Here is a 21011-nt window from a genome sequence, read left to right on the forward strand (position 1 = left end):
CGGATTGCGTAACGCCGTTTATCTGTAATTTGCTGAACCTCTGTTTCGGTCGGTAAGCAAGGGTGGTTTACTCAAGGTTTTGACTAAAAGCCACTTAACTGAACGAACTAATTACTCAAAGATCCGTCGGCATTTTGCTTTACCATTGATAGGGCCAGCAGTAGAGCGAGATTTTTAAAGCATTCAGCGAAACCGTTAAAAAATCAGCGTCAATATACACTTTATTTCATATGAGCAGTAGTCTAGCAGAGCGTATTTTTGTTGCCTGATTTTAGCAACTTTCGTCAATTTTTAAGTTTTGCTGAATCCTTTCAGCTTTTATACTGAATCGATTCAGCATATAATTCAACTTATCGAGGGATCGCTGATGTATTAGTATGATCCTGCGCACAGAACAGGGCTTAGAATATGACACTGGATGAAATAGCAAAATTAGCGGGGGTTTCGAAGACCACCGCAAGCTATGTGATTAACGGCAAAGCTGATAAATACCGCATTAGCGAAAAGACGCAAAAGAGAGTCATGGCGGTGGTTGAGCAGTACGATTACAAACCGGATCATGCGGCGTCTTCTTTGCGAGCAGGCAACTCGCGCTCGTTTGGTTTGATCATTCCAGACTTAGAGAACACCAGCTACGCACGATTGGCAAAATTGATTGAGCAAAGCTCTCGCCAAGCCGGTTATCAAATCCTCATTGGTTGCTCAGATGACAATCCTAAAACCGAAGAGAAGGTCGCTGAAGCGCTGGTGAGCCGCCGAATTGATGCCTTATTTGTCGCGAGCAGTATGCCAGCAGCCAGTGAGTTCTATTTAAAGCTACAAAACTCGGGAACGCCCGTTATTGCGCTCGATCGCCCTATGGATGATGAGCACTTTTGCTGTGTGATAAGTGAAGATTTCGATGCGGCATTTGAACTAACCGAATCCGTGTTATCGCCTGAGATAGAATCCGTCGGTTTGATCGGTGCATTGGAAACGCTGCAGGTATCTAAAGAGCGTGAACTGGGGTTCAGATCAGCTTGCCAGCAAGATAAAAAAGAAATTCTAGTGGGTTATGGTGAGCACTTTTCTCGTGAAGAGGGCAAGAAAGTACTCGAAAAATGGATTGTAAAAGGCCAGTTACCAGACGCGATTGTGACCATGTCATACACTTTACTGGAAGGTGTGTTAGATGTGATGTTAGAAAAGCCAGAGTTGATGACTAAAGTACGTTTAGCAACCTTTGGCGATAATCGTTTGCTCGACTTTCTACCGATTAAAATCAATTCGTTACCACAGCAGTTTGAGCTCATTGCCGACAGTGCAATGGAACTCGCTCTGAATGCCTCAGCAAAACGTTACAAAGCGGGCTTGGAGTTGATATCGCGTAAGATCGTCAAACGTTGAACCACGCTACAGCTTAATCTCTACTGTCAGCGCCACGAACGCGTGGTCGCTGGCGTTTTTATCTCGGGCAAAAGACGGATTGATCAAGTGGGTATCCAGCACTTGGTAGTCCGTGACTTCGGCTATGGATACATCAGCATGTGCATCGAACTCTTGCGATAACAAGATGTAATCCAATACATTTCCTTTTGCAAAGTAATAGTGCGTGGCTGGGCGAGAGTCCAATGAGGGTGCTACTTGCAACTTCCAGCCATCAGTGAGCTGTAAATCAGTGACGCTGTCACCGTATGGTTCGACTAACACGTTGTTGACGCTAGTTGGCGTAATGGTTTGGTTCATATCACCCATCAATAAGGTCGGCATAGGGTTGAGTGCGTACTGTTTTTGCATAGCGTCGCGCAGCATGGCCGCCTCCCAACCACGTTGCTGGGTAGAAAGCCAACGGGCAATGGGCTTGCTCGCGTCTTCAGGTTTGTCAGAATCAGCGGGCCGTTGTGACTTTAAGTGCATCACGTAAACGGCGATATGCCCAATGATTGGATGAATAATGTGCGCGCGCAGCGGTTTTCGACTAAAAGGTGGTGCACTCATACTGCCAAATACATCAAGCGTATTTTGCTCGAATGTCACGGCTTCAACGTGTTCTATGGGGAAACGAGAGGCCAAAGCGACGACGGGACGCGAGTAGATGTAATCGCCTTCAATATGTGGCGTGTCGACACTGGCAAAGTATAGGTAGCCAATTTCAGCAAAGAAATCTTTGGTTTCTTGAATGCTAAACACTTCTTGTAAGCCAATGATGTCGGGACTAAGTTGTTCGAATTGCGATTTTGTCCAGGTGAGTTTGTCTTGCCAATCGTCGAAGGAGTATATGTTTTCGAAATCGTAATACGCGCCAGGCGGTGCCACAAAGTTCAATAGATTAGCGGTAGCAAAGGTAATGCGGTTTTCAGTAGACAAAATATCATTCATACAAGGAGTTATTAAATGATTATATACCGATTTAGACCGCTTGAGTGAAGATCACGTTTCTATTTGCAGGCATTCCGTTTAAACTTCAGGCATCAAGTAAAATGAGTAACGAGCATGACCCAAGATTATCAAGAAGAAGAGTATTTAGAAGGCGAAGAGATTGAGATCGAAGCGATCGGTATCGATGTAGACGCACACCCAATTGAGCTGTACAAGCTTTTTAAAATCGCGAACTTGGTAAGTGGTGGTGGTGAGGCGAAGCACATCATCGAAGAAGGTTATGTTGCAGTAAACGGTGAGCTTGAGACGCGTAAACGTCGCAAAATGTACGATGGTGATTTCTTTGAGTTCAACCAAGAATACTATGTGGTTGCGTGTGATGCACCAGTGACAGAACCGGAAACAGCAGAGCAAAAAGCAGAGAAGAAGGCGAAAAAAGAGGCGCAAAAAGCTCGCAAAGATAAGCCTCGCTCAAAAAAGAACGACAAATCGAATGTTAAGGGACCTCAGTCAACAGGTCGTAAAGCCGCCCACAAAGAGTTTAAAGCTAAGCAAGAGGCTTTGTCTCAGTCTTCTAAGAAAGGCAAGAAAGACGATAAGCCTCAAGCGAGTCGTGATCCGAAGAGCGGACGCAACTCTATCGACTTTTTCTAATAACAATCGTAGTTAATATCTGGGCACTTACTTGCTGCAATCAACATAAGTAATTGATTTAAAATTAGAACTCATATAAAAAGTGCCGCTTCGGTTTATTACCCAAGCGGCGCTTTCGTTTCTGGAATTGATTTATAAGCTAAACACCTTTGCAATTATCACTAGTGACATTGTCACGTGTTAGTCGGTCGCAGCTATTAGATCAGTTTGAATGGGATGCTGATTTTTTCTCTATGTATCTAAAAACCATCGATAGACCAAAACAAATCAGGAAGTAAACAAAACCGACAATAAGCCAAATTTCGAAAATGTAGCCAGATGAATTTGCCATCTCTGTGCCGACGAAGGTCATTTCTTGTATTGAGATCAGTGACACGATGGAGGTATCTTTGACCAGTGAAATGGTTTGCCCCGCAAGTGCCGGTGTGATGGCTTTTAATACTTGAGGAGCGATGATAAAGCGGTACTTAACCCAAAGTGACAACCCGAGTGAATCCGCAGCTTCCCATTGGCCTTTGTCTATGCCTTGTAATCCGGCTCGCACGACTTCAGCCACGTAGGCAGCAGAAAGCAGGCCAATACAAAAGACGCCGGATGCAAGGTTTTCCCATAAGTTAGCTGGGCCAAAGAAAAAATGTTGAATCGCATTGGGTTCTCCGCGGTAGTTGCGCAGAATATCGTCTAATCCAAGCAGTGGTATCAATTGGTTAGAGACGAAGAAGTAGAATATGAACACAAACACTAAAGGGGGGATGTTCCGCACCAATTGTATAAACGCGTTGGCTGGTGTGCGTAGCCATTTCGAATCTGAGAAGCGTGCTAATCCAAGCAAGGTGCCTAACACCAGTGCAAATGTAATACCCCAAACACTGAGACGTAAAGTTGAAATTAAACCTTGGAAGAAATACGGTAATCCACCGTCTGCTCTGGGTGTAAACAAGAGCTCAGTTGCTTCTTTCCAATGCCAGATGTAATTAACCCCAACGGTGGAACGATAATACAACCAAACTCCAGCAAGTGCGCAGATAGCCAGCAGCACCCAATCCAGTAAGTTAAAACGATTGATGGAAAAACCTGATTTTTTTTTGGTTGGCGCAACGCGAGTGGTAGTTTGTCCGCTCAAGGTTTAACTCCGCTAGTGAATAAAGGCCGACCCGTTAAACAAGTCGGCAGTTTGATTTTTTGTAATAAATTGTAGCTATTGACCTTGTGCTACTTGGTCTTTCCAATCAAGCGTTGAGAACCAGTACTCGTAACGTTCATCTAGCCAACCATCCTTCGTGCGTGCCGCAATCCATTGGTTAAAGAAAGCTTTTTTGTCTTCCTCACCAAGGCGAACCGCAAAGGCTTCGTTACCTTTCGATAGGCGCTCAGAAAATGGCGTAAACAGTTTATCTGCGTGTTTGATTGACTCGTGTTCTGGTTTCGGACTGGATGCGATGACGGCGTGCGCGTTTCCATTCAGCACTTCTTGGAATGCTTGGGCATCGTCATCAAACTGAAGCAGCTTAGCCTTAGGGAAGGTTTCACGTGCCACTTGAACCGTGTATGCACCGCGGCGAACGGCAATCTTGACGCGGCGAGAATTAAAGTCTGAAAACTCGCTGAAGCCCTCTGCTAGCTTGGTATTTGCTGCCACCTGCACGCCTGAGTGTGAATAAGGTTCAGTGAACAGAACGCTTTTTGAACGCTCTGGGGTAATGGACATACCGCCGATTATTACGTCGAATTTTTTCGCTAATAGAGCAGGGATGATCCCGTCCCATGCGGTTGGGACAAACTCGACTTTTAGGCCTGAATCCGCAGCTAAGCGCTTGGCCACATCAATTTCGAAACCAATCAGTTCGCCTTGTTTATTGCGCATTGCCCAAGGTACGAATGTCGACATACCAACGCGCAGCGTGCCACGTTCTTTGATTTGATCAACGTTAGGCGTTGCGGCTTTCTCATTGGCTAATGAGGGTAAAGCAATCGCAATTCCTAATAATGCGGTTATGGTCGTTTTGAATAACTTCATACTATTTCCTTATAATTTTCGCCAACTGGCCCCTAGTTTGTGTTCTAGCCAAGCGGATAAGCCAGAAAGCGTTAACGTAAGAGCAAGGTAAATGGCTGCCACTGTAAACCAGATTTCGAATGGCATCGCCGTTTCAGAGACGATGTTTCTTGCTTCGGTCGTGAGGTCAAATATCGCCATCACACTCACGATCGATGAGTTTTTTATTAATGAGACCACTTCGTTAGTCAGGGGGGGCAGAGTGCGCTGAAGTACCTGAGGTAGAATGACATCTTTGTAGGCAAAGAAAGGGGATAGACCCAAGCTCTTCGCTGCCTCAAACTGACCTTTTGCAATGCTGCTTAAGCCCGCGCGAAAGATCTCTGCGGTATAGGCTCCTTGGAAAAGCGACAGCGCTAAAACGGCGCTACTGAATCTGTCTAAACCGATAACGGGGCCAAACACAAAGTAAAGGAGGTAAATTTGCACCAATAAGGGGGTGTTTCGAATTACTTCCACATAGGTCACGCCAATGGCATTACCGACCTTGGAGTGGCTAAGACGTAATAATGCGGTTACTAAGCCGATGGCCAAAGTGAAGATCAAACTGATCGCGGAGATTTTCAGTGTAACCATGAGGCCACTGATCAATTCGGCTGACCACCATTCACCATCTTCATAAAATGCGATGTAATCTGGCACGCGTTCCCATTGCCATTGATATCCAATTGTCTGTGCACCAGAATTGAGCAGTAAAACAATAGCAATCAGCAGAAATATGATTTGCAACAGAGCTTGCAAAACGGGTTTTAAGACTCGAAACGCCATCGGCTAGTAGCTCAAAATTTGATTTAAAAACGCTTGTGTACGAGGGTGCTTGGGGGTCTCGAAAAGTGCAACAGGTGAATTCATTTCGATGATTTGGCCTTCGTCCATGAATACAACTCGATGTGCCACCTTTTTCGCAAAGCCCATTTCATGTGTAACGCAAATCATGGTCATGCCGCTTTGTGCTAGCTCCACCATTACATCCAATACCTCGTTGATCATCTCTGGGTCAAGGGCTGAGGTAGGTTCATCGAACAGCAGCAGATCTGGTTCCATACAAAGTGAGCGAGCGATCGCTACGCGTTGCTGTTGACCACCAGACAGCTGAACCGGGTATTTGTTGGCTTGCTCTTCGATGTTAACGCGTTTTAAATACTTCATTGCGCGCTCTTTGGCTTCTTGTTTTGAAAGCTTCAAAGTACGGGTGGGCGCAAGTGTGAGATTTTCTAAAACGGTCAGGTGCGGAAATAGGTGAAAGTGCTGAAATACCATGCCCACTTTCCCTGTTTTTTGTGCTTTGGAACTTGCAGGATGTTCGAAGACGCAGAGTTGACCTTCTTGGATGGATTCTAAGTGGTTTATGCAGCGGATTAACGTGGATTTACCAGAGCCCGAAGGGCCACAAATAACGACGATTTCACCAGAATGTACTGAAAAATTAATGTCTTTGAGGGCGTGATACTCTCCATACCACTTGTTTACGCCGCTAAACTCGACGACGGTGTTTTTCTCTTTCAAGGTTGCCAACTTTTAGAATCACTTTCTTATTACAATAACAAGTATTTAACCGTATTTCACCTGTTAATCAAGCACAAACTGACCAACTGGTGAGCAAATGACTCATCACTAATCTAACTGACAATATACCCATTTTAGATGAAGCGGATCACAATGGCGAAGACCGACATCGTAATAAGAAACTGAGCCGAATAATAGGTGGTCATTACAACTTGGCGTGAGAATATTGAAGTGTTACCAAAACGCTCGAATGCAAGCACAACGCCTGACATCGTAAAGATAAAACTCCCAAGAACCGCAAATGCCGACGATTGAGTTTTGCCGCTGGCGTAGTACTCCAAGGCCATCCAAAGCATGGACATCAAAAAGAAAATGTAACTTGCGACGGGCCATTTCTCTTTACCTAGGTTGGGCTTAAAAAAGATATAGACACACAGGCCTACGCCGAATACGACAAAGGGGAACCATGGCGTAAAATGCCATCCAGCCATATTGATAAAGGCTAAGCTGTAGCAAATTTGAGCAAGACAAAACAGTTTAATAGCAGGGACAAATTGATCTTTTTGTTGCATCAAGATTAAGTTACCCATGAGTGACAGTAAAAGGCCGCAAATGATCCACTCGGTGTAGGGAAGGTGACTGGCTGGGGATAGGAGTAACATCCCGATCATTGTTGCGATTGGGAGCGGTTTGGTCAAAAAGAATAACCACTTAGGGCCAGTCTTAATACTAATGACATGCATAAACGCGCAAGCTAAGACAATTAGCCACATACGATAAACTCTTAAATAGAAAATTAAGCGCTCATTTTTATGAGCAAGGCCAACTGATATCTCGAATGGTAAGAACGGTTTTGTATTTGGTTATCATCTTACACAACACCATTGAACTATTTGTTTTTTGTTACTTTTACAGCAAAAAAGTTCAAATTATATCGATTTGTCAATTTGCGGCTAAATTACCATAAAAAAACGGTCTTGTGTCTACGAGGGACACAAGACCGATAAAAAAGACAGTATTTTGATAACTCGGTCGTTATGCGACCGCTAAATCAAGAATCTTACGACTGTTTTCGAGGTCAATCGATTGATTTTCGCCGAGTATCGTCATGCCGTGTTTTGTTAGTTGTGCGATGACTAAATCGATAGCGGCCTGACGATCATCGCCGTAGTCGTTAAGTTGTGTGGCTACGTTTAGTTGATGGTAAAAAGCTTCAATGGAGAGAATAGTGCGCTCCGCCAAATCTTTGCTTTCAGTTAAGCCAAATACGTTGCGGCCCATTTGCTCAAGCTTAGGACGTTTGAAATTTATCTGGTTACGAAGAAGCGATGGCTGAATGATGGCTAGTGAACGAGCGTGATCGACATGCCATAACGCGGTTAGTTCGTGTCCAATCATGTGAGTCGCCCAGTCTTGGGGAACACCGCTGCCAATTAGGCCGTTTAATGCTTGGTTTGCCGTCCACATTAAGTTAGCACGCCATTGATCGTTGTCGCGCTCCGCGAATTGTTCACTCAGTGTTTTTAGGCTTTTCAGTAATGCTTCTGCGTAACCGTCTTGAACCATTGCGCCTGTTGGCAGAGTTAAGTACTGTTCACAAACATGAACCCAAGCATCGACAAGACCGTTGATAAGTTGTCGCTCTGGAAGGGTTTTCATTACATCAGGGTCCAGCACCGCAAATTTTGGCTGCACTGCTGGTGCCAAGAAGGCCAATTTGTCTTGCGTCTCTTTCTTAGTAATTACCGCACCCATGTTGGACTCAGATCCGGTTGCAGGCAACGTAAGAATGGCAGCAAGTGGCGTCGCTTGAGTGACTTGATGTTTGCCGACCATAATATCCCAGCCGTCTCCGTCGTATTTTGCTGATGCCGCCACGTATTTGGAGCCATCGATAACGGAGCCTCCACCGACAGCGAGGATAAAATCAACGTGTTGTGACTTTACGATTGCCACTGCTTTATCAAGAGTTTCTTTTGTTGGATTCGGCTCTACGCCTGAAAATTCCAGCCACTCGCGCCCTTCAAGAGCTTGCGCTACCTGGTCATAGACACCGTTCTTCTTGATGGATCCGCCACCGTAGATGACCAGCACTTTTTGATCCGCAGGAATAGCGCTTTTGATTGCAGCGATTTGGCCTTGACCGAAGAAGATTTGAGTTGGGTTGACGTATGAAAATTTCATTATTATGCCCCTTGCTTCCAATGTTAGGAGAGTGAATATGTGCATAATAGTACGTGCTTGAGTGACTGAGAAGGTCGATTTCTGCAAATTTATTGCCTATTTCAGCACAAGTGTAGTCATTGAACGGAAACCAGTTAGGGACACCATAGTGAGGGGGAATAATGCACCGTGAATGCGAGTGCAAATTTGTCCATCACAAATATATAAAAGATACTTGAATGAAACACCAAAAGTTTAGTTTGGATAACTCGGTAGTGGGTTTCGTATGGTTTTTTATTAATTTGCGAACGACATATTTATTTGCGTAGTAAAATTATTTATTAGTGCAAAATAAGGTGTCGCTTTTTGTCATCTATCCACGGATTATTGCGAGGTGTTACTAATAAATTACAAATAAACAGTGTGGAATTCTGCGCTTGTACTTAAGTTATTTTATGTCGAAATAAAAGTCGAAGATACGCACAGAAAAGGCGTAACCTATATATAAACAATAACTTAAGGAAGAGCAATATGTACCCTAGAAGCGGAAGAACAGGAAAGAGTGTATTTACACTCAGTACTTTGACTGCATCTTGCCTAATGGCATTCAACAGCTACGCAGCCGTTGACTGTACACCTCTAGAAGCTTGGGATTCATCGAAAGTTTATAATGGTGGTAACCAAGTTCAGCATGAAAATAACGCTTACAAGGCGCGCCATTGGACGCAAAATAATAACCCTGCACAATCAGGGCTGTGGGGAGAGTGGGAAAACCTTGGTGCTTGTGATAGTGGCCCAATTGACCCACCACTTAACAAAGTGCCGACAGTTTTACTAACTTCTCCTTCTGCGTCGGCTTCTATCACAACAGGTGAAGTAGTCAGCCTAGCCGCAGATGCGACAGACACTGACGGCACAGTCAGCAAAGTCGAATTTTTCGTTGACGGCGCACTGGTTGGCACATCAACCGCAGCACCTTTTACTGCTTCATGGACGGCGACAGAGGGTGATCACGAGTTCTCAACTAAAGCTTACGACGACCAAAATGCAGCGAGCACAGTGAGTGCTGTTACGTTGACTGTCGCTGCTGGTCAACCTGGCAACGAAGCACCAACGGTAGACGCAGCGCTATCAGCCACTTCTGTTGAGCTTGGCGGTACGGTAACGGTTTCTGCTACTGCGGCAGACGCGGATGGTACGGTTGCCAAAGTTGAGTTCTTTGCCGCAGGAGCTTTGATTGGTACAGCGACCGCTGCGCCTTACGCTGTTGATTTCACTCCAGCAGCGGCTGGCTCGGTATCGATTTACGCTAAAGCGACTGACGATGCTGGTGCAACAACAGATTCTTCCCTTGTATCACTATCAGTAAATGGTGGTGCAGTCACTTCAAACTGTCGTCCTGATGGCCTTTACCAAACGGCTGGTGTGGATGTACCTTACTGTACGATTTACGACAAAGATGGCCGTGAATTGATGGGTGCCGATCACCCACGCCGTGTGATTGGTTACTTCACAAGTTGGCGTAGTGGTGACGACCCACAAGCGGCTTACTTAGTTAAAGACATTCCTTGGGACCAACTCACTCACATTAACTACGCGTTTGTGAGCATTGGTGCAGACGGTAAAGTGAACGTGGGTGATGTGACTGATCCGGCGAATCCTGCAACAGGTAAATCTTGGCCGGGCGTAGAAGTTGACCCGGCACTTGGCTTTAAAGGTCATTTTGGCGCGCTCGCGACTTACAAGCAAAAACATGACGTTAAAACATTAATTTCTATCGGTGGCTGGGCTGAAACGGGTGGCCACTTCGGTGCAGACGGTAATCGTGTCGCGGACGGTGGTTTCTATACGATGACAACCAACGCAGACGGTTCAATAAACCACGCAGGTATCGAGAAATTCGCGACTTCTGCAGTTGAAATGATGCGTACCTACAAATTCGATGGTCTAGACATCGACTACGAATACCCAACGTCTATGGCGGGGGCAGGTAACCCGTATGACAAAGATTTCATGGAACCACGTCGTCCATACCTATGGGCTTCTTACCAAGAGTTGATGAAGGTGCTACGTGAGAAACTGGACGCAGCATCTGCACAAGATGGTATCCACTATATGCTGACTATTGCTGCGCCCTCCTCGGGTTACCTACTGCGTGGTATGGAAACCTTTGATGTTACTAAGTACCTTGATTACGTCAACATCATGACTTACGACTTGCACGGAGCTTGGAACGATCACGTTGGTCACAACGCGGCGCTGTTTGATACAGGTAAAGACTCTGAGCTCGCTCAATGGAACGTGTACGACACCGCGGCTTATGGCGGTATTGGTTACTTAAATACAGACTGGGCTTACCATTACTTCCGTGGTTCTATGCCTGCTGGTCGTATCAACATTGGTGTGCCTTACTACACCCGTGGTTGGCAAGGTGTCACCGGTGGTGATAACGGCTTGTGGGGCCGAGCGGCACTTCCTAATCAATCAGAGTGCGCGCCAGGCACTGGTGAAGGTGAGAAAAACAACTGTGGTCACGGTGCCATTGGTATCGATAACATGTGGCACGATACTGACCCGAAAGGTGACGAAATGGGTGCCGGCTCTAACCCTATGTGGCATGCGAAGAATTTAGAGAAGGGGATTTGGGGCTCTTATGCGCAAGCTTACGGTCTGGACCCTGTAAATGATCCCACGGACAAGTTTGTCGGTTCTTACACACGCTACTACGACGATATTGCAGTTGCACCATGGCTGTGGAATGCGGAGAAGAGCGTATTCCTATCAACAGAAGATAAAGCGTCGGTTGAAGTGAAAGCAGACTACGTTATCGATAAAGAGATTGGCGGTATCATGTTCTGGGAACTCGCTGGTGACTATAACTGTTACGTACTAGACGCGAGCGGTAACCGTACGACGATTGATGCAACAGAACAAGCGTGTGCAGCGGGTAATGGTGAGTACCACATGGGTAACACTATGACCAAAGCGATTTACGATAAGTTTAAGTCTGCAACGCCTTACGGTAATAAGATTGCAACTGATGCAACTCCAACGGAAGCAGTAGACATAACCGTGAGCGTTGGTGGCTTCAAAGTGGGTGACCAAAACTACCCAATCAACCCGAAGATCTCGTTTACAAACAATACAGGACAAGCCATTCCGGGGGGTACTGAGTTCCAGTTTGATATTCCTGTGTCTGCACCGGATAACGCGAAAGATCAATCTGGTGGTGGTCTAAGCGTGATAGCTTCTGGCCATACACGTGCCAACAATATTGGTGGTTTGGATGGTGTAATGCACCGTGTATCTTTCTCGCTACCAGCATGGAAAGACCTACCAGCGGACGGAACTTACGAGCTTGATATGGTTTACTACCTACCAATCTCCGGCCCAGCTAACTACACGGTGATTTCTGGTGGTAAAGAGTTCGCGTTCAAGTTTGAGCAACCAGACCTGCCAATCGGTGACTTAAACTCTGGCACGGGCGGCGGTGGGGGTACTGAGCCTGGTACTTGTGACACAACAGGCCTTGTGACTTACCCAGACTTCCCACAAACGGACTGGCAAGGTAACCCAAGCCACGCCAACCAAGGTGATAAAGTGATTCACAATGGTGTGGTATACCAAGCAAACTGGTGGACAGCATCAGAGCCAGGTAGTGACGGTAGCTGGTCGACATTATGTAACGTCTAATCCAGATTGAATGGATAACAAAAGCGCGCGACTTAAATCGTGCGCTTTTTTATTCTTTGGGTATTGATAATACGATGTGGTTGAGTGTTTTTGTGTTACAGCGAGTAAACACTTGAATGAACGATCAGAACTCGTAGTCTTCAGGGATTACCACGATCCCTTTTTCTGATACATGAAATCGTTTTGTATCTTCGATTTTGTTGATACCAATTTGTGTGTGAGGTGGAACTCGAACGTGTTTGTCGATAATACAACTCACGAGCTGGCAGCCTTCACCAACCTCAACATCATCGAAAATAATGCTGTCGACAACGGTTGCGCTATCTTGAATACGCACGTTAGACGCAATGATGGAATGCTGCACAGAGCCCCCGGAGTTGATAACGCCGTTGGCAATGATAGAGTTAATAAAAATCCCTTCATTACCTGTTGCTGATGATACAGTCCTCGCTGGTGGGTATTGCGCTTCATAAGTGCGAATCGCCCAGTTCGGTTGGTATAAATTCATTGGGGGGACGGGCTCTAGCAAATCCATATTGGCTTGGTAAAACGAGTCAATCGTGCCCACGTCTCGCCAATAACAATCTTTATCCACGCGGCCTTTACTCCCGCAGAACTTATAAGCATAAACAGATTGGGTATCGATGAGTCTAGGGATAATATCGGCACCGAAGTCGTGGTTTGAGCCTTCAAGTGTCGCGTCCTCTTTTAGCGCTTCTTGCAGTACGCCCATATCAAAGATGTAAATCCCCATAGACGCCAGACTCTGACTTGGGTCATCAGGCAGGGTGGGTGGTTTTGCTGGTTTCTCGATAAAAGATTCGACTAAGCCGTTTTCTTTGATACCCATAACGCCAAAAGCGCTGGCGTCTTCTACTGGTACGTTCATACAAGCAACGGTTAATTTTGCGCCATTCTCTTTGTGTTCTTCTAGCATGGCAGCGTAATCCATCCGATAAATGTGGTCACCGGAGAGAACGACAACGTATTTGGCGTCGTTGCGAGAGAGTAACCACATATTGTGGTAAATCGCATCAGCTGTGCCTTCGTACCACGCACCACCTTTGCGCATTTGAGGAGGAACAGCGGTGATGTATTCACCAAGTTCGGGATTAAAGACCGACCACCCATCTCGTAAATGCTTTTGAAGCGAGTGTGACTTGTATTGCGTCAGAACCAAAATCTTACGCAAGCCCGAGTGAAGACAGTTAGTAAGCGTGAAGTCGATAATCCGATATTTACCACCAAATGGGACGGCTGGTTTGGCTCTACCATCAGTAAGAGGGCTCAATCTTGACCCCATACCGCCAGCTAAAATGACCGCGAGTGCATCTTGCATAATGTTCCCTTTCTCTTGTGTTGCGTACTTCGAAAGTGGCTAGAAGTCTAATTTACAGCTATTTACGGAATGACGTCTTTGACTATCTTTTGAACGCATAAACAGCAATGTGATTAAAAGTAGTACAAGATTTAAGCCATCGCGTATTCGACTTAAAATCAATGAATTATAATGAGGGCTACGTTGGGGCTGCACTATATTAGGGAGTAAGCCAATATATTGCGCACTATATTGGTGAGGGGAAGTGTGTATAAAGAAACGGTTACTATTAAGGTTTTTTAAAAGTACAGATTTAGGTGGCATGTGATAATAAAGCAGGAGCGCATCGGCTCCTGTTTATGACGGTTACTCACCTACGAGAGGCCGATAATATTGCCTTGATCATCAAGATCTAAGTTCATGAACGCGGGCTTGTCAGGCAATCCTGGCATGGTCATCACGTTGCCAGAGAGCGCATAAACAAAGCCAGCGCCAGCGCACAATCGTAGTTCGCGGATTGGAACGCTAAAGCCACTTGGCGCCCCTTTTATCGTTGAGTCTGTCGTGATTGAAAGCGGCGTTTTAGCCACACACACGGCCAAGTTATCAAAGCCTAAATTTTCAAAGAGCGCCAGTTGTTGTTTTGCTAGTTCACTCATTTCAATGCTTGATGCACCGTAACCGACCTCACACACCGCCATTAGTTTTTCCTTTAAGGACTGTTGTTTAGTATATAGAGGGCGGAATTGTGAGCCTTGTTCGCAAGTGGTAACAACGTGTTGCGCGAGTTTGATAGCGCCTTCTCCACCTTGTGCAAATGCTGTGCTAACCGCAACTTTTACTTCAGGGTTAAAACGCTCGATCAACGTTTGAAGCTCTGCCAATTCTTGCTCCGAGTCTTGAGGAAATTGGTTGATGGCAATAACCGCAGGGATCCCATATTTATGTACGTTGTTGATATGCCATTTTAGGTTTTCGAATCCAGCTTCAAGAGCGGCTTGATCTGGTTCAAAAATAGAGTCTGGAATCGCCATACCAGGGCGTAAGTCGTAATGGCCTGAGTTAGCCTTTAAACCTCGCAGTGTCGCCACAATGACTACGCAATCGGGCGATCGATCCGCAGCAGACGCTTTAATGTTGCACGCTTTCTCAAAGCCCATATCTGAACCAAAGCCCGCCTCAGTGACAACGTAACTAGAAAGTTTCAATGCAATCCGGTCTGCAATGATGGAAGAGTTACCATGAGCGATGTTGGCAAATGGACCAGCATGGATAAGAGTTGGGACGCCTTCTAGCGTTTGCATCAGGGTAGGGGCAATGGACTCTTTCAGCGTGACCGTCATGGCACCGGCAACCTGCAAATCTTCTGTCGTCACAGGTTTACCATCCAAATCATAAGCCACAACGATGCGACCGATACGCTGGCGGAGGTCTTTAAGGTCATTGGCTAGAGCAAGAATCGCCATGAGCTCAGAGGCGGCAGAAATATCAAAACCTTCTTCACGTTCGAAGCCGTTAGTGTTCTTACCTTCTTCATTTAGGCCAACTTTCACCATGCGCAGTGCACGATCGTTGTGGTCCATTACACGCTTCCACGTAATGTTATTGACGTCGATCTTTAATGCCTTTAACCCTGTGCGAGCTTCAAATGCGTCATAACCTTCCCGCTGTTCATGGTATAGGCGCGCATCAAGTGCCGCTGAGGCTAAATTATGGGCGGCTGTTACCGCGTGAATATCGCCAGTCAGGTGAAGGTTCAGTTCGTCCATTGGTGCCACCTGAGAGTAACCACCACCCGCTGCGCCTCCTTTAACGCCAAATACTGGTCCCATCGAGGGCTGACGAATACAGGCCATCACAGATTGATTAATCTTGGATAAGCCTTGAGAGAGTCCGATGGTCGTGACCGTCTTGCCTTCTCCCAATGGGGTTGGCGTAATGGCAGTGACCAGTACCAATTTACCCTCTTGATTCGCATTTAAACGCTCAAGGCATTGAGGGTGGACCTTCGCTTTGTATTTCCCATGAGTTTCAAATTCGTGGGGCAACAGGCCTGTATTAGCGGCTAGGGTAGCAACAGAGGATAAGCGTGTCTTTCGGCAAATTTCAATATCAGGCGGCATGGATACTCCCATCAAGTGACGAACATCTGGCGCTCAGGATATGACACTGAACGCTTTTTTTCAGCGTTGCGTATGCATTTAAACCATTGAGCTTGACCAGTTGTTTAGTGCTGATGTAAATCGACTAGTGTGGCGTAACGTGGCATAGAATAACAAAAATATGAAATACTGTGCTAGATAAAACAAAAAGGTCACCATGCGGTGACCTTGACGTGATTTTATCTTGATGCTCGATTTAGCGATCCCAGTATGTCTCTTCTAGGCTGTCTTCACGCTCAGGAAGGGCGCGAGATAGGCGAGGAGAGTGCTGAGTCAGTACTTCGTAGCTTACGCGGTTTGCGTATTTACAAATCTGAGATAAAGAAGAGTAAGTAAGGCAACGTACTTCATGCTTCTCTGAGCTTGGTACTTCTTTCTGATGGAAAGAGTTCGCCGCCATATCATGCAAAAGAGCAGACAGTGCTGCGTCGCCTGCACCATTGGTATTCTTAATCTCGAGTGGACCACCAAGGTAAGGACCGATATAAGAGTAGACTTTCATTGGTGCTTTGCAGTCGTCTTTGCGCATTGCACGGCTAAACTCAAATTTGTTGAATTCTTTGATTGAGCCTTCAAGAATGTCATGCGTTGTTTCGCGTTTTACTTCTTCTTCGGTATAGCCAGCCATGTATAGACCGTCTGGACCAGCGGTACAAAGCACAAGGTCAACCCATTCAAGTGCTTTATCTGCTGCCGCGAGAGGATCGGCCTCTCCGGTGAGCGCTGCGCCTTCTTCTTCATTCATTGCAACGACAGACACGTTGTCACGAATGTATTCTTGCCACCAGTCTTCATTGCCCTCAATCACGTACTTTGTACCTAATGTCAGAACAACAGGCACTTCATGCTTCTTAGCAAATTCGATGGCCCGTTGGACCGCTTGAGGCATTTGGTCTTCTTTTTTGCCACGCATAAGGTAAGAAGAAACCACAAGTGCTGATGCTTTAATAAAGACTTCTTCAGGAATGCTCTCTGGAGAAAGCTTATTCATGTGGCCTTCATTTATGGCAAAAGTACGTTCGCCGTCTTGAGTAATTAGCGTGTAGCAGCGACCAATTGGACCATCAACCGTTTGTAGGTGGTTAAGGTTCATGCGGGAAGACGTGCGACATAGGTAACGGTATGCGAAAGAACCGACTTGGATGTTCTTAGACATAACGCCCAGCAATACGGATTTGCTGTCGGCTAGAACGGAGTAGTTGTGCAGCGTGTTGCCAATGGTGTCACCGGGGTACTGATGAGTAATTAGGCCTTGCTCAACCAACTCTTCGTACAAGGCATCTGCTTTACTCTCTTCAAGAACCAGAGAATGACCTTTACTAAGGTTATATTTTTCTAAAAACGCATCGTCTACGCGCGCTTCAATATCAACGATGGTTTGACCAACACCGACAATCGTTGGGCGGTATAGCTTAGGTGCCTGACGAATTTGGTTGACTAATGGATCTCGAGCGTGAGTTGGAAAATAGTGTTTAGATTTTCGCTGACCAGGAAACTTCATGCTTGTTCTTGAGTGAGAAAAAAAAGAGGCGGGATTGTACCACAAAAATTTGATATTCGTCGCGCTTTATTGCGAAGAAATTTGCCCGCTGGAATATCCAGCGGGCTGGTGTTTTTACAAACGATTTAGAGTGAATTAGTAGGGGTTACAGTTGGTTCGACATACGCCTTCGTGCCATACAGTGGTACGGTCGATAAGCTGTGTTTAAAGCTACCCTCTGTTTCTCTCGTTGTATAAGACAAGTAGAGTAACGTTTGGTTTTCTGGATCGTAGATACGACGTACTTTCATTGTTTTGAAAAAGATACTCTTTGACTGCTTAAAGACCACTTCACCTGACTTACTTTTATCAATTTTTGCAATCATTTCAGGTGTAATGTCACCAGTCTGGCGGCAAGATATGGAGCTATCACTTGGATCGGAAAAGCTTAGATTTGCTTCGATCGAGGCAACGTGACAGGTAACACCCGTCACGATTTCATCTTGTAGATGGCCGATTTTAATGTCTTTCATTGTGAATATGCCCAGCGAAACATCACCGACTTCATTGTCGCTACAGCCCGATAATACAGTGATTAATCCAAGCGCAAGCAAGCTTTTTTTCATTTCTCTTCCCTTAAATAGGTTCGTTGATTAATGCAATTTATCAGACGAGCGCAGTTAAAACAAAATTTGGCGTTACCACAGGACTTTAGCTAGGTTTGTAAGAGGCTTCATGCTAATGTAACGCCTCGAATCCGGCTCGATTTCTAATCAAAGCGCTGTCTTTTACTCGCTGTGATTGCCATCATCAGCAGCGCTCAAGGTAAGAAAATGAACGAAAAACAGTTAGAAAGCATTAAGAGAAAAAACGCCTGGTTGCACGACTTGGTGGAAGTTGAATTTCCCACTAAAGAAAGTTTAGAGGGTCGCGAAATTTACACGCGAATGCTCGAAGAACAATCTTACCGGGTTGTCGAAAAGTCATCACTACTAGAAAAAGAGTGCCACCTAGTCTCAGAAGATATCTTCCTTGTTGATTTTCATAGGCTTACGGTCATGTTTTCTATTTTGCAATCACAACGTTGGTCTGATAAACACGAGCAAGAGATGATTGTTGAGTACCTCACTCAAATCATACTGACACCGGAATTTGAACTTTATGTCGGTTTTGAAGAAGGCGAAGCCATTGGTGCTGCGATCGTGAGTCAATATGAAGGCAACACCGTTATTACTGATACTGTCACTTCTCACAATTTGGATAAGGTCCAGTTTGTGTCAGATTTAGCGACCAAATTAAACGCAGAACAAAAACTGAGCGAAACTGTCGTCTTAGAAAATTAAATTATCTTCCATGATATTAACCAAGTTATTTTCGTTCAGCCAAGCATTTTAACGCTGCTTGGTTAAGCACAATTCTTGTCGTACCTTTAGCCCTATGCCAGATTTAGATAATCTAATATTAAATAATACTTGGGCCAGCTCGAGTAACTTCACGTACCGATCTTAACATTCTTTAAGACTAAGTCGATTAAGAACAAGACTCTAAACTTATTTACAAATTAGATAATAAAGCAGCCGCATCACCATTACTAACTAACCAAGAGTTAAGTTTGGTATTTCAAAGCGGTATGGCTTCATTCGGTGATCTTGCTTAGAAAAACGTTAATTAGATTTTAGTATTCGTATGAAATGCTACGTGCGTCATTTAAAACTTCAAAACTTTACCTATTATCTCAATAGATATGTAGTGCAAATAAATTAGTGCATGTAAATAAGCGAATAGGAATTACGTGAATCGTTAATTGATCAATGAATGATTTTGTAATGTTTATTGGTAAGGAAAGTCTTATGGCTATCAACAACATTAAGTGCGTTATATTTGATTGTGACGGCACCCTAGTGGACAGTGAAAGTTTGTGCTGTAAGGCATTAGTCGACGTTTTTGGGCGCTATGGTATAGAGATGAGTTTTGAGGAGTGTGTTGCACATTTCAGGGGTGGAAAATTGGCAGACATCCTGAACGATGCCAGGACGCTTATGAAGGTCAATGTACCGATTGACGTTTTAGAGCCACTTTACCGTTCCGAGCTCCAACTGCTGTTTGGTCGCCACTTGAAACCAATGGATGGTGCGAAGCGCCTGATTCAATTCCTAAAGTCTAATAACATCGAGTATTGTGTAGCGTCAAATGGTCCTAGAGACAAGGTAGAGTACTCACTTAAATTAGCCGGCCTTCTCGACGCATTTAAAGGAAAAGTATTTTCTGCGTTTGAGGCGAATAGTTGGAAACCTGAACCAGACCTGATTATGTATAGCGCGATGAACATGGGTTTTCTGCCGAGTGATTGTCTATATATTGATGATACGCCGAAAGGTGTCGAAGCAGGTTTAAACGCAGGGGTAAAAACCGTTCAACTTTACAATGGTGCACCAATCAACAAGGTTGAAGATGAGCGTGTAATCCGAATTCATCATCTTGATGAAGTCAATGAACAATTCTTAGGTTGCTCAGTTTAATGACAAGCGTTAGTCAAACTATGGATATGTTTAAATTTAGTTTGTAGAGGCGTTTTGTCACATAAACATTGTATGGACGTGAGTTTGTTTGTATGGAACCCGCAAGTAGCGCAAATAAACTTCTCACCGTCGGATGAAATTAGGTACTCATCGCATTGGCAGAGCGGACACAGAAGTATTTCAATGTCTTTTTTATTGCAATTATTCATATTTTCACCAACAGCGAAATTTAAATAGCATTAATCGGATAGTTGAACATTTATCCTTTGAATGTTCATTTACTAAATTTAAGGGGTTATTTCGATTCACTTCAAACTCAGGAATCTTTGGATGTGCAAATTTAGTCCAGCACAGAAAACGTAACGGAAATTTTTAGCAAACGGTCAAAATCTTTAGGTAAGAAAAGTACCATCCACATAATATTGAAAACGGACAAAGTGCTTTAAATAGGATGATAAAGACAAACGCAAACGTTTACTTATGATTTCTGTCATAGCTTTCTGAAACTTTACTTTTCGCTGTCATGAATGTGTCATATAAAGCTTATAAAAGGGAATTGTTGTCATTGAAAAAGAAAGTGATAGCAAGGATGGAAGCAAGATTGCTTCAGGATATATAAAAGAAAGGAGGTCACCATGAGCGACCAATACTACAACGACGAATGCCTAGAGATGCTAGATGCTCTCGAAATTGGTATCATCTTGTCGGACTACATTGGCTCAGAAAGCGAAGCCGAATAGAGACAATGATTGTATTCACTGCGGATAGTACATCCAATACAAATTAGTACTATCGCCCCGCCGCAACTGACGTGATGCATCAGTTCATGTAAAACGAGCCAATAGGCCACTCACAGCGTTTAATGAACTGCTAGCCCACCACCATATTGCTTTACTGCAATAACCATTTAATCAGAAACGTGCTTGGAGATTTCGTAAAGGGAACTCCAAGCAAGCAGTGCCATACTGATATTTTCATTGATATATAATCAAGCGATTTTGATGACTACAGCGTAGCGTAATAGTTGTTCTTCTGCTGGTCCTACCTGTTCTTTAAGTCAATGCTGCGTCTGAAAATTAAACCCAAATTATAGTGTTTATTA

General features: G+C 44.7%; 16 protein-coding genes and 2 pseudogenes. 6 read left to right on the forward strand and 12 right to left on the reverse strand.

Annotation, left to right across the window (positions count from 1 at the left end; translation table 11 throughout):
- Nucleotides 1-408: 408 nt before the first annotated feature.
- Nucleotides 409-1386 (forward strand): catabolite repressor/activator, encoded by a 978-nt coding sequence (gene cra, locus AND4_RS02000; RefSeq protein WP_009841213.1) that lies wholly within the window; start codon nucleotides 409-411, stop codon nucleotides 1384-1386.
- A 6-nt stretch (nucleotides 1387-1392) separates the two neighbouring features.
- Here cra and AND4_RS02005 read toward each other — a convergent pair whose 3' ends face one another.
- A complete protein-coding gene (locus AND4_RS02005) occupies nucleotides 1393-2346 on the reverse strand; it encodes an endonuclease/exonuclease/phosphatase family protein (RefSeq protein ID WP_043991416.1) in 954 nt (317 codons plus the stop codon).
- Nucleotides 2347-2472: 126 nt separating this feature from the next.
- On the opposite strand from AND4_RS02005, the gene AND4_RS02010 reads away from it, so the two are divergent.
- Nucleotides 2473-3012 carry an RNA-binding S4 domain-containing protein gene (locus tag AND4_RS02010; RefSeq protein WP_009841215.1) on the forward strand — a complete coding sequence of 180 codons (540 nt, stop codon included), beginning with the start codon at nucleotides 2473-2475 and terminating at the stop codon, nucleotides 3010-3012.
- 202 nt (nucleotides 3013-3214) lie between these two features.
- Here the strand turns inward: AND4_RS02010 and AND4_RS02015 are convergent, their stop codons facing one another.
- The 6 genes from AND4_RS02015 to AND4_RS02040 all read right to left on the reverse strand — a co-directional run bounded on the left by AND4_RS02015 (nucleotide 3215) and on the right by AND4_RS02040 (nucleotide 8758).
- Nucleotides 3215-4135: an amino acid ABC transporter permease gene (locus AND4_RS02015; RefSeq protein WP_009841216.1), complete on the reverse strand. Its 921-nt coding sequence runs from the start codon at nucleotides 4133-4135 to the stop codon at nucleotides 3215-3217.
- A 75-nt stretch (nucleotides 4136-4210) separates the two neighbouring features.
- Nucleotides 4211-5029 carry a transporter substrate-binding domain-containing protein gene (locus AND4_RS02020; protein WP_009841217.1) on the reverse strand — a complete coding sequence of 273 codons (819 nt, stop codon included), beginning with the start codon at nucleotides 5027-5029 and terminating at the stop codon, nucleotides 4211-4213.
- Between the two features lie 9 nt (nucleotides 5030-5038).
- Nucleotides 5039-5836 carry an amino acid ABC transporter permease gene (locus AND4_RS02025; RefSeq protein WP_009841218.1) on the reverse strand — a complete coding sequence of 266 codons (798 nt, stop codon included), beginning with the start codon at nucleotides 5834-5836 and terminating at the stop codon, nucleotides 5039-5041.
- A 3-nt stretch (nucleotides 5837-5839) separates the two neighbouring features.
- A complete protein-coding gene (locus AND4_RS02030) occupies nucleotides 5840-6574 on the reverse strand; it encodes an amino acid ABC transporter ATP-binding protein (RefSeq protein ID WP_043991417.1) in 735 nt (244 codons plus the stop codon).
- Nucleotides 6575-6708: 134 nt separating this feature from the next.
- Nucleotides 6709-7347: a lysoplasmalogenase gene (locus tag AND4_RS02035; RefSeq protein WP_009841220.1), complete on the reverse strand. Its 639-nt coding sequence runs from the start codon at nucleotides 7345-7347 to the stop codon at nucleotides 6709-6711.
- A gap of 262 nt (nucleotides 7348-7609) precedes the next feature.
- Nucleotides 7610-8758 carry an iron-containing alcohol dehydrogenase gene (locus AND4_RS02040; protein ID WP_009841221.1) on the reverse strand — a complete coding sequence of 383 codons (1149 nt, stop codon included), beginning with the start codon at nucleotides 8756-8758 and terminating at the stop codon, nucleotides 7610-7612.
- A 510-nt stretch (nucleotides 8759-9268) separates the two neighbouring features.
- On the opposite strand from AND4_RS02040, the gene AND4_RS02045 reads away from it, so the two are divergent.
- Nucleotides 9269-12430 (forward strand): glycosyl hydrolase family 18 protein, encoded by a 3162-nt coding sequence (locus AND4_RS02045; RefSeq protein WP_009841222.1) that lies wholly within the window; start codon nucleotides 9269-9271, stop codon nucleotides 12428-12430.
- Between the two features lie 124 nt (nucleotides 12431-12554).
- Here AND4_RS02045 and glgC read toward each other — a convergent pair.
- The 4 genes and pseudogenes from glgC to AND4_RS02065 all read right to left on the reverse strand — a co-directional run.
- Nucleotides 12555-13805, reverse strand: a pseudogene (glgC, locus tag AND4_RS02050) (glucose-1-phosphate adenylyltransferase); the annotation flags it as partial.
- Nucleotides 13806-14122: 317 nt separating this feature from the next.
- Nucleotides 14123-15871: a formate--tetrahydrofolate ligase gene (locus AND4_RS02055; protein ID WP_009841224.1), complete on the reverse strand. Its 1749-nt coding sequence runs from the start codon at nucleotides 15869-15871 to the stop codon at nucleotides 14123-14125.
- A 235-nt stretch (nucleotides 15872-16106) separates the two neighbouring features.
- A complete protein-coding gene (locus AND4_RS02060) occupies nucleotides 16107-17411 on the reverse strand; it encodes an inosine/guanosine kinase (protein ID WP_009841225.1) in 1305 nt (434 codons plus the stop codon).
- A 125-nt stretch (nucleotides 17412-17536) separates the two neighbouring features.
- A complete protein-coding gene (locus AND4_RS02065; RefSeq protein ID WP_009841226.1) occupies nucleotides 17537-18016 on the reverse strand; it encodes a CreA family protein in 480 nt (159 codons plus the stop codon).
- A gap of 207 nt (nucleotides 18017-18223) precedes the next feature.
- On the opposite strand from AND4_RS02065, the gene AND4_RS02070 reads away from it, so the two are divergent.
- Together AND4_RS02070 and AND4_RS02075 are read left to right on the forward strand one after the other, a co-directional pair.
- Nucleotides 18224-18733: a hypothetical protein gene (locus AND4_RS02070; RefSeq protein ID WP_009841227.1), complete on the forward strand. Its 510-nt coding sequence runs from the start codon at nucleotides 18224-18226 to the stop codon at nucleotides 18731-18733.
- 507 nt (nucleotides 18734-19240) lie between these two features.
- A complete protein-coding gene (locus AND4_RS02075; RefSeq protein ID WP_009841228.1) occupies nucleotides 19241-19909 on the forward strand; it encodes an HAD-IA family hydrolase in 669 nt (222 codons plus the stop codon).
- On the opposite strand, the gene AND4_RS20565 is transcribed toward AND4_RS02075, so the two are convergent.
- Nucleotides 19906-20118 (reverse strand): hypothetical protein, encoded by a 213-nt coding sequence (locus AND4_RS20565; protein WP_083796254.1) that lies wholly within the window; start codon nucleotides 20116-20118, stop codon nucleotides 19906-19908. The genes AND4_RS02075 and AND4_RS20565 overlap by 4 nt on opposite strands.
- Nucleotides 20119-20776: 658 nt before the next feature.
- On the opposite strand from AND4_RS20565, the pseudogene AND4_RS20390 reads away from it, so the two are divergent.
- Nucleotides 20777-20867 (forward strand): annotated as a pseudogene (locus AND4_RS20390) (ACP phosphodiesterase); the annotation flags it as partial.
- Between the last annotated feature and the right edge of the window lie 144 nt (nucleotides 20868-21011).

The organism is Vibrio sp. AND4 (assembly GCF_000171815.1).
In the GTDB taxonomy this organism is placed as follows: Bacteria; Pseudomonadota; Gammaproteobacteria; order Enterobacterales; family Vibrionaceae; genus Vibrio.